11 protein-coding genes are annotated in these 13699 nt (G+C 33.8%); 7 read left to right on the forward strand and 4 right to left on the reverse strand.

Features of this window, described 5'->3' with window-relative positions:
* Positions 1-8: 8 nt before the first annotated feature.
* Together bamH and RT250_RS04270 are read right to left on the reverse strand one after the other, a co-directional pair.
* On the reverse strand, positions 9-1547 hold the full coding sequence (gene bamH / locus RT250_RS04265; RefSeq protein ID WP_313112455.1) for a BamH family beta-barrel-assembly machinery protein: 1539 nt from the start codon (positions 1545-1547) through the stop codon (positions 9-11).
* A gap of 180 nt (positions 1548-1727) precedes the next feature.
* Complete coding sequence (locus RT250_RS04270) at positions 1728-2537, reverse strand: glycogen/starch synthase (RefSeq protein WP_313112456.1); 810 nt, start codon at positions 2535-2537, stop codon at positions 1728-1730.
* A gap of 129 nt (positions 2538-2666) precedes the next feature.
* On the opposite strand from RT250_RS04270, the gene panC reads away from it, so the two are divergent.
* The 4 genes from panC (at position 2667) to RT250_RS04290 (ending at position 6063) form a co-directional block, all read left to right on the forward strand.
* Entirely contained in the window at positions 2667-3512 is an 846-nt protein-coding gene (gene panC / locus RT250_RS04275) for a pantoate--beta-alanine ligase (RefSeq protein WP_313112458.1), read from the forward strand.
* A 12-nt stretch (positions 3513-3524) separates the two neighbouring features.
* Complete coding sequence (gene panD / locus RT250_RS04280; RefSeq protein ID WP_313112460.1) at positions 3525-3875, forward strand: aspartate 1-decarboxylase; 351 nt, start codon at positions 3525-3527, stop codon at positions 3873-3875.
* Between the two features lie 25 nt (positions 3876-3900).
* Complete coding sequence (locus RT250_RS04285; RefSeq protein WP_313112461.1) at positions 3901-4839, forward strand: lysylphosphatidylglycerol synthase transmembrane domain-containing protein; 939 nt, start codon at positions 3901-3903, stop codon at positions 4837-4839.
* A gap of 81 nt (positions 4840-4920) precedes the next feature.
* Positions 4921-6063 (forward strand): alpha/beta hydrolase-fold protein, encoded by a 1143-nt coding sequence (locus RT250_RS04290; protein ID WP_313112462.1) that lies wholly within the window; start codon positions 4921-4923, stop codon positions 6061-6063.
* On the opposite strand, the gene RT250_RS04295 is transcribed toward RT250_RS04290, so the two are convergent.
* Positions 6060-6710, reverse strand: a complete 651-nt coding sequence (locus RT250_RS04295) for a response regulator (protein WP_313112463.1) — start codon at positions 6708-6710, stop codon at positions 6060-6062. The genes RT250_RS04290 and RT250_RS04295 overlap by 4 nt on opposite strands.
* Positions 6711-9575 carry a sensor histidine kinase gene (locus RT250_RS04300; protein ID WP_313112465.1) on the reverse strand — a complete coding sequence of 955 codons (2865 nt, stop codon included), beginning with the start codon at positions 9573-9575 and terminating at the stop codon, positions 6711-6713.
* Positions 9576-9622: 47 nt separating this feature from the next.
* Here RT250_RS04300 and radA point away from each other — a divergent pair, with 47 nt between their 5' ends.
* From radA to RT250_RS04315, 3 genes are all read left to right on the forward strand, one after another.
* Entirely contained in the window at positions 9623-10984 is a 1362-nt protein-coding gene (gene radA, locus RT250_RS04305; protein WP_313112466.1) for a DNA repair protein RadA, read from the forward strand.
* Between the two features lie 103 nt (positions 10985-11087).
* Positions 11088-12224 carry a peptidoglycan DD-metalloendopeptidase family protein gene (locus RT250_RS04310; protein WP_313112467.1) on the forward strand — a complete coding sequence of 379 codons (1137 nt, stop codon included), beginning with the start codon at positions 11088-11090 and terminating at the stop codon, positions 12222-12224.
* A gap of 66 nt (positions 12225-12290) precedes the next feature.
* Positions 12291-13655, forward strand: a complete 1365-nt coding sequence (locus tag RT250_RS04315; protein ID WP_313112468.1) for an acyl-CoA dehydrogenase family protein — start codon at positions 12291-12293, stop codon at positions 13653-13655.
* Positions 13656-13699: the final 44 nt, after the last annotated feature.

Consider the following 13699-nt stretch of genomic DNA (forward strand, 5'->3'; position numbering starts at 1 on the left):
GTCGAATTTTAATTTGGTTCTGTATAATAAATTTGAAGTTTTAGTTTTTTCTCTTGATTGGAAGTTGCATTTCCGTAAATAACGGTTCCTTCTGGAGAAATAACACTACTAGATGGCACCTCTTGAATACTAGGTTCCATAGCTTCTTTTAATTTTTGAGTTGTTCTATTTTTAACATTTTGAGATACAACAATTCCTAAAGGAACGTTTGTACTATCTTTATTTATAATGTTGCTGATATGATCGGTAATTTTTAATTTGTAATACTTTCCATTACCATCAGTACCGCGCTCTAACCTTCCAAAGTGATTGGTAAATGCCTCAATTGCTTCTAATCCGTTTGTTGGGTCGGAAGTGTAATCTACCAAGACATTGCTGTTTTTAAGGTCATAAATCATTATGCGTTCTGGTTCAGATTCACCACCCGATACGATATCTTGATTTACATAAAAAACAAGGTTTGCTTCATTTACGAGCCACTTTTTACTTCTAAGTAATTCAAGTTCATCGGCAACTCCATTATTGTCTAAATCTTTTCCAAAAAGTTCCACAACGGAAATTATTCCATCACCTCCACGAACGTAAAGGTTCTCATTACCTGTTTCGGTATTTGGATTTTCTACAGCTGTTTGTATATGGCTAGGAAGTTCATTTTCAAACGTATTAACATTAATACCATTAAAGTTTAATTTAAAAACATCGTCTTTTCTTCCTTCACTATCTTCATCGTAATAACTATAGAAAATAGAAACATTTGCCTTCGATTGATCAAACAAAAATAAACTACCATCATTGGTAGGGGAGTTTACTTTAAAGTAAATTCCTCTTAAATAATTTTTAAAGTTGTTGTTGTTTCGCAACTCCTCTTTACCTTCCATATCAATTATAGCAGTTTGGAAAAAAGTTGAGTCTAATTTAACGCGTAATCCAGGACCTAATTTTTCTTCTTCATCGGTACCTTCATTGTAAATATATCCATTTCTTGTAGGAATAAATTGTTCTACTTTCCCTAATTCGGTATCTAGGTAGTTTTCAAACTCCGCACCTTGATTGGTATAGTAATTTTGAAATTCTTGAAAACCTGTTTCAGGATCGTATTCTCTTAAAAAGTAGTTAGATTTATAGATATTTACATTTATAGGACTGATACCATAGATTGAATCTAACTCATAAGTAGTTACACTATCCACAGTTGTTCCTTCACTAAAATATGGTAAATATACAAAAACACTATCTACCCGAGCACTATCACCAAACGTTGGATTGTTTTTTTCCATTGTAAGTTGCGATAGCAAGTTTACAGTAGATTTGCCGTAAACAGGGTCGTTGTAAACTCCCAATTGGTAGGAAGGAAGTCTATTACTTTGTAAGGGACCAAGTTTTTTGCTGTAAGAAATTACAGTGCTCGATTCATCCAAAATGCCATTCGGACTTTCATCTCCAAGTATTTCAGAACCAATTGTACTTATATCGCTTTCACAAGATGATAAGCCAATAATTATAAATAAAATAGTGCCGGCTAAGGGCAACAAATTTTTAATTTTCATTTGCAATTAGTATTTGATAAATAGAAACGCCCTGTTAGCAAATTGTTTGTGTTTGGTAATTCAATAGTGTTTTTACTATTTATACCGCTAATCGCAAATAGGCATTTCATCAGTTTCTTTTTATTTGTTTTTTGGTTGAAACTATTAAGACGCAAATATTATTGCGAATGTCGAAGAAAATTATTTTAATACTTTCTCGCTGTAAAAATCTAAATATGCTTGGGAAAAATTCTCCATATTGTGATATTTTAACACAGGTTTATCCAAAGTGTTAATATATTCCTCAAGTTCTGCAGGTATTTCCTCAGAGCCTTTAATGATGGCGTCAGAATTTCCAAGAGCAACTTTCATCAAATTAACATAGTTTGGATTCTCAAGTCCCACTAGTGCTTCATCATCAATAGCATCAAATTTTACTTTGTCAATTGTGTTTTTATCTAACTCCCCATCAAATCCTTGATTATAAACAGAAGTTACAATTTTGCTGTTTTCAAAAAGTGGTTCAGTTCCGTAATAATTACGCAGGTATAACGGTAAAAATGCAGCCATCCAACCGTGAACGTGAATAATATCTGGAGCCCAATTTAGTTTTTTTACTGTTTCAATTACTCCTTTTGCAAAAAAGATAGCACGTTCGTCGTTATCTTTAAAGAAATTTCCTTCTTCATCTGCAAAAGTTGCTTTTCTTTTAAAGTAATCTTCGTTATCAATAAAGTAAACCTGTATACGCTCTTTTGGTATAGACGCTACTTTAATAATTAACGGCATATCTAAGTCGTTAATTACTAGGTTCATTCCAGAAAGTCTAATAACTTCGTGTAATTGATGTCTTCTTTCATTAATATTGCCGTAGCGAGGCATAAAAATTCTAATCTGTCCGCCACTGTTGTTAATCATTCTTGGAGCTTCAAACGACATTGAAGAAATCTCGGTCTCAGGAAGATATGGTATTACTTCGGAAGACACATACAAGACTCTTTTATCTTTCATCTATAGGGTATTTTAAGTGTTAAATGTAATTATTTCCTAAAACAGGAGATTTTTAAAAACACGCAAAATTACGAAAATTTATGTAGATTGTCTTTAATATATTAATTTTGCCGTTCTTAAAACCTTTTTATGGCAATACATACCCACAAGCAATCATTGGTAGAAGCTCTTTTATCTATTAGGGAAAAAAATAAAATAGGGTTTGTGCCAACAATGGGAGCATTGCACAAAGGACATATTTCACTGGTAAAGAGAGCATTGGAGGAAAACGATGTTGTAGTTGTTAGCATTTTTGTTAATCCTACTCAATTTAATAACAGTTCAGATCTCGATAAATACCCGCGAACTCCAAAAGATGATATAGCTCTATTGCATAACTTAGAGAAAGAACTAATTATATACCTCCCAGAGGTTTCAGACCTTTATAGCGGATCAGTTTCATCGAAAAACTACTATTTTGATGGTTTGGAAAATGAAATGGAAGGAAGACATCGAAAAGGACATTTTGACGGAGTAGGGACAATTCTCGATAAATTCTTTAGAATTGTCCAACCAGATTCTGCTTATTTTGGGGAAAAAGATTTTCAACAATTGCAAATAGTTAGAAAATTAGTTGAGATTGAAAACCTGCCTGTAAATATTGTAGGGTGTCCAATTCTAAGAGAAAGCAATGGGCTTGCAATGAGTTCGCGTAACAAACGACTAACAGAAAAACAATTTGCAGAAGCTTCAATAATTTATAAAATTTTAAACGAAGTAAAAGACAATTTCTCATCTACTTCTTTATCAAATTTAAATGAAATGGTTGCGGAACGATTTTTGCAAAATCCTCATTTAGATCTCGAATATTTTGAAATTGCCGATGAAGGAACCCTTAAAACTGCTACGCAACTAAACAATGGCGCCAAGTACAGGGCTTTTATAGCGGCATACGCAGGAGAAGTGAGGTTAATCGATAATATGTCATTAAATTAATACCTTTGCAAAATGCAAATACACGTAGTAAAATCTAAAATCCATAGAGTAAAAGTTACCGGTGCCGATCTTAATTATATTGGTAGCATCACTATAGACGAGGATTTAATGGACGCCGCCAATATAATTGAAGGCGAAAAAGTTCAAATTGTAAATAACAATAACGGTGAACGTCTTGAAACCTATGCAATTCCAGGTCCGAGAAAAAGTGGTGAAATTACTTTAAACGGGGCGGCTGCAAGAAGAGTAGCTCCTGGCGATATCCTTATTTTGATTACTTACGCAATTATGGATATAGAAAAAGCAAAAGCTTTTAAACCGGCATTGGTTTTCCCAGACGAGGCTACCAATCTCTTGCGTTAATTTGAATCGCTTCATTTTAAAATCTTTGAAAATTGCCATTCCTTTAGGATTGGGGGTTTTTCTAATTTGGTATATATATCAATCTTTTACACCGACACAAATTGCTGAAACGAAGAAGTATTTTGCCGATGCAAATTACGGATTTGTATTACTTTCAGTTATACTAAGTGTTCTTAGTCACTTTTTACGTGCATATCGGTGGAGTTTTATGCTAGAGCCCATTGGATATAAAACAAAAATAGCCAACAACTTTATGGCTGTTTCTGTAGCTTACCTAATGAATATATTTATTCCAAAAAGCGGCGAAGTATCTCGGGCAGTAATTTTAGATAAATATGAAAATGTACCATTTCAAAAAGGATTTGGTACCATTATATCAGAAAGAATTGTCGACTTATTGTTTTTACTATTTTTTACAGCTCTAGCTTGCATTATTAAATTTGAAATACTTTACGATTATATATTTGAAGCTATTCCAGCTTCTATATTATATGTGCTTGCTGCTGGAATTCTGTTAATAATTATTAGTATTCCTGTTTATATTCGGTTTTCGAAGTCTAATATAAATAAGCGATTAAAAAATTTTGTAATAGGATTAAAGGAGGGTGTTTTCAGTATAGTGAAAATGAAAAAAAAGGGTCCTTTTATACTCCATACATTTTTTATTTGGGGTTTGTATATATTGTCGTTTTACACTGCAATGCACGCGTTACCAGAAACATCTAATATTTCAATAGGCACCATTATTATTACTTTTGTAGTAGGTAGTTTTACCTTTGCGTTCACAAATAGTGGTTTTGGAACTTATCCTGCTGCAATTGCGGGCATATTATCGGTTTTTGGAATTGCCAAAACTGTTGGCGTGGCATTAGGTTGGATTGTATGGATTTCCAATATAAGTTCCATCGTGATATTTGGTGTTCTTTCCTTGGTTTTATTGCCTATTTATAATCGAGACAAGTAAATGTTATAATTAAGCTAATTTAAAAAACAACAATTTTAAAATTGGTTATTTTACAGTCAGAAGCTGAAAAAATTTCTTTATATGAAAAAAATTATATTTTTTGCATTTTTTGCAATAACATTCTGTACAGTTAATTCACAAGTTATATATGAAGAGTTCGATTCTAAAAAATTGGACGAAACACGAAAACTTAAAATACAGTTACCCCGAAATTACGAAACAAATACCGATAAAAAATACCCTATAGTATTAGTATTTGATGCTGATTACTTGTTTGAACCTGTTGCGGGTAATGTAGATTACTTTAGTTATTGGGAGGATATGCCTGAAGCAATTGTTGTAGGTGTTATGCAATCAGGAAGTAGGTATAAAGATGGAGAATACGACGACCGTAGTTATATGCCAACTGATAAAGGGGCTAGTTTTTTTGAATTTATTGGATTAGAATTGATTCCATATATAGATGAAAATTATAGAACAGCTAAATTCATTATTGGGGTTGGACATGACTTTACTGCAAACTTTATGAATTACTATTTATTTAAGGATCCACCATTGCTAAACGGTTTTATAAACTTAAGTCCAGACTTAGCGCCAATGATGGAAGAGCGACTTGCACAACGTATTCCACAGATTCCTGAGAAACTATTTTATTACTTGGCTACTGGTACAGATGATATTAAGGGATTAAAAGAATCTACTGAAAGTTTAAATAATCAACTAAAAAGTATAGAGAGCGAAACTTTTAATTACTACTACGACAATTTTGAAAATGCGACGCATTACACATTAGTGGGTCGTGGAATCCCGAATGCTTTAGAGAAGATATTTTCTGTTTATAGACCAATAAGTAAAGCAGAATTTTCTGAGGTTTTAATGAATAAGGATATCCAAGTATATCAATACCTAGTTGATAAATATCAAGTTATTAAAGATTTGTTTGGATTAGATATCCCTATTAGAATTAACGACTTTATTGCCGTAGGTACAGCCGCAGAAAAGCAAAATAAATGGGAAGCTGTAGAAAACCTAGCGAAACTTGCTAAAAAACAATACCCCGATAATGTCTTAGGTGATTATTATTTGGGGCGTTTTTATGAATCACAAGGAGATTATCGAAAAGCAATTAGAGTTTACCGCAGCGGTTTTGGTAAACAAGATGCAGATTTTATTACCCAAGAATTACTTTTAGACTTAGCAGACGATTTAAGTACGAGAGATTAAATTTCTCGAATTGCCTTTTTGTGAATTATAGCCCAATTACTCAATGAGTGATGAGTGCCATTTAATTCTAATTTAGAAAGTATATTGCTGCGATGTTTTTCTACTGTTCTAGGAGAAACGCATAGGTTATCCGCAATTTCAGCAGTACTTAACTGTTGTGCAATTAACTTTAAAATTGTTTTTTCTGAAGCTGTTAAAAGCTTTATTTTTTTTAAATCGTCCGATACTGTTTGAAGTGATGACGGCTCAAAAGATTTACTAAAATATGTTTTTCCTTGAATTACATCACTAATACATTTTTCAATCTCAGAAAATGAATCCTCTTTAAGGAGATATCCATTTATTTGAAGGGATTTGGCTTGGGATATATAATCACTTTCTTTGTGGAATGAAAGCACGATAAACTTTGTATCAACCTCTTTTTCTTTTGCCATTTTTATAACTTCAAATCCGGTTAATAATGGCATATCTATGTCTAAAAGAGCAATTGTTGGTTTATAAGTTAAAATATGTTCTAAAGCTTGTAAGCCGTTTATCGCTTTTCCCACAACATTGTAGTTATTAGAAATTAGTTCATCGTTCAATCCTTTTAATATCATTGGATGATCGTCTGCGATTACGAATGTTACATTGTTTTTTACAATCATTTAAAGTGGTGTAGATAATGTTATTTGGGTACCCTTATTTATTTGACTTTTAATGTCAATTTTGGAATTCAGAATTTTAGCGCGTTCTACTAAAGTTTGCATTCCTAAACTATTATTAAATTTTAATTTTTCAATACTGTCAAATCCTTTCCCGTTGTCGACTATTGTAGTCTCTAAAAAGTTGTTCTTCTTTACAATTTTAATATAAGCTGCTTTTGCATCAGAATGTTTTATCATATTGTTTAACACTTCTTGAATAATTCTATATAAATGTAAGGATGCATCCTTGCTTAACAAAGAATCTATATCTTCAATTTCATGTGTAAAAAAAATATTTGTATTGTCGTCAACTTCGTTTATTAACTTTACTATTGCTGCTGTTGGTCCAAGTTTTTCGAGGGTAGCTGGGTGCAAACCTCTAGAGATAGTGCGAAGTTCATCTAAAGTATTTCCCGCTAAAGTTTCCATTTCAATGCTGCCATAAGATTTTGTTTTCTTGGTAAGCAGCATTAGTTTCTGTCCCACACTATCGTGAAGTTCCCTAGCTACTCGTATCCGTTCTCGTTCTTGAGCTTTTATTAGATTATGAGTGTAGATTTCATTTCTTTTTTGCTCTCGTTTATTTTTATAAAAAATAAAAATAAAAACACCCAAAGAAATAAATGTCAAAAGAGAAAACCAAAACCATCCTGTTCTCCAAAATGGCAGTTTTATAGTAAAATTGTATTGATAGGGTTTAGACTGCCAATCTCCAATCCCATTGTCCGCGATAAATTCGAAAGTATAATCTCCGGGAGGTAAAAATGAAAACACAGCTTTCGGATCAGAGGTTGCTGGTGACCACTCATCTCCGTCACGCAGCCCTTTCATTCGATATTGATATTTAACCTTTTCTGGATTTGTAAAGGTTATTGCCTCCATTATAAAAGTTAGATAATTCTTTTGATAAGGTAAGATAATTCTATTTGAGCTTCGATATAAACTGTCTTCCAAGGTTTCAGAAAACAATAGTACATCAGAAAGATTTAACCTTGGAGGTTGAAAATTTTGAATATATTCATCTTCTCTAAAAGTTATAATCCCATTTATTGACGAGGCTAACACTGTCTTTTTCTTGGTAACATGAAGGGAGTTAAAATCTATATCATTTTCTAAAAAATGTGAAACTGTATTAAAATGTTTACTAGAAATACTATCCTTTTCTAGCAATAGGTTTAAATCAACTTTATAAAACACGTCTCTTCCTGCTATCCATAAATCTTTATCATCAACTTTTAATGCCCTGAAATAACTTAAATTAGGTAATCGGGAGATATCAAGTACTTTTATTTTATACTCTTCATTTTCAAGCTTAATGTGGTAGAGATTTTTTTCATTTCCAGCTATTACCTCATTTTCGTTAATTATATCTATACTTCTAAAATTATTGTGCTCATAAAAATCGATTCCAGGTATAGCGCTAACTTTATTGTTGTTAAGTTCATATAAACCGCTAATCTTACAAAGAATAAGACGTTCTCCTATTGGTACAACCCCAACACTACGCGCCGAATTTATGTAATAGGTAGAATCTTTAGTTATGGTTTTAATCCTACTTGTTTCAAAGAGTAGCGTACGATTTTCATCTTTATAAATTAAATTATAAACCCCTTTATCAATTATTTTTGGCGGTCTATTTTTGGAATATTCTTTTACATCTTGGTTGGTTGCGGCCAATAATGTGTTTTCAGGTGTAACAAATAAATTAATCACAGGTTTATTGTCAGGAAAGTAACGAAAATTCTCTGGACTTGTTACTGCTATTACACCAGCATCTGTAGCTATAATTAATTCATCATCCCATTCTAAAAAATCATTGACAAAATTTGACGGCATTCCTTGTTGTTTATTGTAAATTTTGAAGGAAGTATCCCGAAAACGAATTATACCTTCTCCGTACGAAGTCATCCAAAAATTACCTTCTGTATCTTTTATTATACTATATATGTACTTACTAGGCATTCCCTGTTTTTCATTGTATATAGTAATCTCTCCCGTCTCCTTGTTAAAGATTCCAAAGCCGTTACCTTCAAAAGTCAAATAGAGTTCCTTATCATCTTCCTCCAAAATATCATAAACTCGATTTAGATTAAATTCATTGGGATTAAAATTATAATTAGTGATTTTTCCGTTTTCTATTTTATTTAAACTTCCATAAGTACCCACCCAAATAACCTTGTTATCATCAATTAAGATTGAATAACAAATTTTATTTATTCCATCTTTGTCACTATAAATATTATCAAGTTTGAGTGTGTCCAGCGTTAATTTAAAAACACCGTTATTGGAAGAAGTAATAAAAATAGTATTATCGTCGTACCAAGCAGATTTTAATAAAGTTGCATTGTTAGTGACATTGTAATCAATATCAAGTTTTTCCCACTTACCATTTTTGTAAGACGCTACGCCTCTGGCAAAAACAATGTAAATGGTGCCATCCTTAGCTTCTAAAAAACTATTTGCACTTCCTAAAAAGTTGGTCTCAAAGGTTTCACTGAGAATTACTTTTTCATCTTGAATTACGCAAACACCTTTGTTTAAAGTTCCTACCCAAATTCTTTCCTTAGAATCTTCAAAAAGGCTAAAGCTTATATTTGAAGTTAGCCCATTTTCAGTTGTATAGTTTTTAAAAGTTGTTCCATTAAAACAACTCACCCCTCCAATAGAGGAAATCCAAATTCTATCTTTACTATCTTGAAGTATTGCGTGAGTCTCGTTGCTAATTAAACCATCTTCTACTTTGTAATTTTTAAATTGAAGCTGCTGAGCAATACTACCCAACGAAAAAACACTTAATAAAAAGAAAGAGAGGAATAAGCGTTTCATTTATAGATGGTTTCTACAGTAAATATATTTAATTTAGCGGAATTATTATGGCTAAAACAAAAACAACATTTTTTTGTCAGAATTGCGGAGCACAATTTGCAAAGTGGCAGGGGCAATGTACTTCCTGTAAAGAATGGAATACCATTGCAGAAGAAGTAATCCAAAAAGCTGAAAAGTTAAGTTGGAAATCTTCTGAAACCACCGCTAAACGAGTGGCAAAACCGCAACGTATTTCGGAAATTTCAACACAGGCAGAAGCAAGATTAAATACTCAAAATAACGAGTTAAACAGAGTGTTAGGTGGTGGCCTAGTGCCAGGTTCATTAACGCTTTTAGGAGGAGAGCCGGGGATAGGGAAAAGTACCTTGATGCTCCAAATTGCTTTACAACTTCCTTATAAAACACTTTATGTTTCAGGTGAAGAAAGTGCACAACAAATTAAAATGAGAGCCGAGCGTATTCAGCCGAGCTCTGAGAATTGTTTCATTTTAACCGAAACTAAAACACAAAACATCTTTAGAAATATAGAAGAAGTTGCTCCAGATATCGTTGTAATCGATTCTATTCAGACCTTGCACACAGACCATATAGAAAGTGCTGCAGGTAGTATTTCTCAAATTCGAGAAACGACTGCTGAACTTATAAAATTCGCAAAAGAAACCGCTACCCCAGTAATATTAATTGGTCATATTACTAAAGATGGCAATATCGCAGGACCAAAAATATTGGAGCATATGGTGGATACGGTTCTACAGTTTGAAGGTGATAGAAATCATATTTATAGAATTCTTCGCGCAAACAAAAACCGTTTTGGAAGCACCAACGAATTAGGAATTTATGAAATGCAGGGGAGTGGTCTTCGCGAAGTTTCAAACCCTTCAGAAATTTTAATTTCTAAAAACGACGAAGATTTAAGTGGAACTGCTATTTCTGCAACCCTTGAGGGAATGCGTCCACTTATGATTGAAATTCAAGCTTTGGTTAGTAGTGCTGTGTATGGTACACCTCAACGTAGTGCAACGGGATACAATGCCAAGCGACTAAATATGATTCTTGCTGTTTTAGAGAAACGAGCTGGTTTTAAACTGGGTGCTAAAGATGTTTTTTTAAATGTAACAGGGGGCATAACAGTGGATGATCCAGCAATAGATTTGGCAGTTGTTGCAGCTGTACTTTCATCAAATATAGATATTGCAATAGACAAGCGACTTTGCTTCGCTGCTGAGGTTGGCTTGGCAGGGGAGGTGCGTCCTGTAACTAGAGTAGAACAACGAATTTTAGAAGCCGAAAAACTTGGCTTTACCGCTATAGTTATTTCAAAATATTGTAAAATTCCGAAAAACAATTTCCATATAAATATTATTAAGGTGGCAAAGGTTCACGATGTTGTACACCATCTATTTGGTTGATGCTATATTTGAAAGTGAATCGAATAAGTTCGCTACTTGTTTTAAAAAGTGGGCTCAAAGACGGGATGGCTTTTGGCAATTTTTCTATTAACTTAGTCTCGCAATGAATCAAAGAACATTTATTATCATATTTTTTTTGGGTTTACTACTTGCGGGTTGTAAGGAGGATGTTCAAGAGACAGTAGAAATTTCTGAAAAACCTTTAAAACTTCCTGCGCGTTTAGCTTATGAGCAACAATTTTATAAAAACGACTCAACTTTTATTCTTTGGAAGGAAGCTTTTCAAAAGGCTAAACACGACAAACTTCAAATAACACTTCCGTATTCTGAAAGTGGAGTTTATTCCGAAGATGAATTAAATGTTTACAGTTATAACATTCAACTTAAAGAAGGGGAACGAATAGTTGTAGATCTTCGAAAAGAAACTGACTCTAGTTTCGTTTTTATTGATTTTTTTGAAGTGAATAATGATTCTTTAAGATTTCTAAATAGCACTGAAGAATTTGAATCTATGTTTTCAAAAGAAATCGAAGAATCGGGTTTATACAAGCTAATTCTTCAGCCGCAACTAAAAATGAAAGGCCCTTTTCAATTAAAAATATATTCTGAACCGCTATATCCTTTTCCGGTTGTTGGCGGGGTTAATAAAGATATTCAAGGGTTTTGGGCAGACCCACGGGACACGGGAAGTCGTTCCCACGAGGGAGTCGATATTTTTGCCGAGCGAGGAACACCAGTTATTGCCATTACAGATGGAATAATCTCTTCTACAGGAAATGGCGGGTTTGGTGGATTACAAGTTTGGATAACCGATAAATTAAAGAAAAAAAGAATTTACTACGCACATTTAGACAGCTTTATAGTTTCGGAAGGTGACAAAGTGAAAATTGGTGATACTATTGGTTTTGTTGGAAACACTGGTAATGCTATAGAGCTTCCTCCACATCTACATTTTGGAGTTTACAAAGAACGAGGTGCTGTAAACCCAATTTCATTTATAAAGAAAACCGAAATCCAAACCATTGATAAACCTTCAACAGTTAATCGGGCTATAATTACTAAATACATTGCTGAGGTTCGAAAAGGTCCTGCTTCAATCTTTCCTCAAGTAAGTGTGCTTCAAAAAAATGACACTATAAGCGTATTGGGAAAAAGTCAAGAATGGTTTCATATTCAATCTTCAAAAGGCCTAAAAGGATATGTAAACGAGAGAGAAGTTACCCCACTTTCATCAAATTAACTTTTATTTAGCCATTCACAAAATCACATAGTGGTATCTTTAGAAGTCAACTCTAAAAAAACGACTATGTCTATTTTCAAAAAAATAAAGCAAACTATAAGTTTAATGCAGGATATTGATCTTGATGCCTTGGGGAAACTTTCACAAAAAGTTGATTTACCAGAAATAATAAAAACTGTTGGGGAACTCGATGATAGACAGTTGGCTGGCTTGATGAAAATGCTAAAACACAAAGGAGGCAAAAAGGGGCAACATAAATTACCTCCTATAGATGGGGATTTTTATGACTTGGCCTTAAAATTAACGCCAGAACAACGCGAGCTACAAATTAAAGTGCGCAATTTTATGGAAGATGAGATAAAGCCTATTGCAAACGAGTATTGGAATAAGGCTGAATTTCCATTTCAGATTATTCCAAAAATGGCTGAACTAGACATCTGCGGAATAGCATATGATGGGGTAGGGTCGCAGGATCACCCGTTTTTAATGGAGGGAATTATAGCCATGGAACTGGCTCGAGTTGATGTTTCCATCTCTACTTTTTTTGGCGTCCATAGCGGCTTGGCAATGGGTTCAATTTATGTTTGCGGAAGTGAGGAGCAAAAACAAGAATGGTTGCCTAAAATGCAACGTATGGAACTCATAGGAGCCTTTGGGCTTACAGAGCCAGAAGTAGGCTCTGCAGTAGCAGGAGGTTTAGGAACAACTTGTAGAAAAGATGGGGATGAATGGGTTTTAAACGGACAAAAAAAGTGGATAGGCAATGCTACCTTTGCCGATGTTATTATTATTTGGGCGCGTGATGAAGCTTCGGACCAAGTAAAAGGTTTTTTAGTTCGTAAGGAAAACCCTGGTTTCAAAGCAGAAAAAATGGAGAACAAAATGGCGCTGCGTACCGTGCAAAACGCTATTATAACTCTTACCAATTGTCGAGTACCGGAAAGTGATAGATTACAGAAATGCGATTCGTTTAAAGACACGGCAAAGGTTTTACAAATGACGAGAGCAGGAGTGGCTTGGCAAGCCGTTGGATGCGCACGCGGGGCTTACGAAGCTGCATTAAAATACACCAAAAAGCGAGAACAATTCGGCAAACCAATTGCTTCTTATCAATTAATTCAAAATCACTTAGTAGAAATGGTTGCCAATTTAACGGCAATGCAAACTATGTGTTTCAGACTTTCAGAATTGCAGGATGAAGGATTGTTAACAGATGAACACGCTTCTCTTGCAAAAGTGTTTTGCAGCATGCGCACTCGCGATGTAGTGAGTCGCGCTCGAGAGGTAATGGGTGGAAATGGAATACTTCTAGAATACGACGTAGCAAGATTCGTAGCAGACGCCGAAGCAATTTACAGTTATGAAGGCACAAAAGAAATTAATACTCTAATTGTAGGTCGCGCAATAACGGGGTACAGCGCTTTTGTTTAATGATTTACTGGTGAATGCTTAAAGTTATATTAACAATCTCCATA

The organism is Aequorivita sediminis (genome assembly GCF_032080575.2).
In the GTDB taxonomy this organism is placed as follows: domain Bacteria; phylum Bacteroidota; class Bacteroidia; order Flavobacteriales; family Flavobacteriaceae; genus Aequorivita; species Aequorivita sediminis.

Coding starts and splice junctions, on each gene's coding strand:
- RT250_RS04310 (WP_313112467.1), top strand. CDS start 11,088: ATGAATCAAAGAACATTTATTATCATATTTTTTTTGGGTTTACTACTT.
- RT250_RS04295 (WP_313112463.1), bottom strand. CDS start 6,710: ATGATTGTAAAAAACAATGTAACATTCGTAATCGCAGACGATCATCCA.
- RT250_RS04270 (WP_313112456.1), bottom strand. CDS start 2,537: ATGAAAGATAAAAGAGTCTTGTATGTGTCTTCCGAAGTAATACCATAT.
- RT250_RS04315 (WP_313112468.1), top strand. CDS start 12,291: ATGTCTATTTTCAAAAAAATAAAGCAAACTATAAGTTTAATGCAGGAT.
- RT250_RS04300 (WP_313112465.1), bottom strand. CDS start 9,575: ATGAAACGCTTATTCCTCTCTTTCTTTTTATTAAGTGTTTTTTCGTTG.
- panD (WP_313112460.1), top strand. CDS start 3,525: ATGCAAATACACGTAGTAAAATCTAAAATCCATAGAGTAAAAGTTACC.
- bamH (WP_313112455.1), bottom strand. CDS start 1,547: ATGAAAATTAAAAATTTGTTGCCCTTAGCCGGCACTATTTTATTTATA.
- RT250_RS04290 (WP_313112462.1), top strand. CDS start 4,921: ATGAAAAAAATTATATTTTTTGCATTTTTTGCAATAACATTCTGTACA.
- radA (WP_313112466.1), top strand. CDS start 9,623: ATGGCTAAAACAAAAACAACATTTTTTTGTCAGAATTGCGGAGCACAA.
- panC (WP_313112458.1), top strand. CDS start 2,667: ATGGCAATACATACCCACAAGCAATCATTGGTAGAAGCTCTTTTATCT.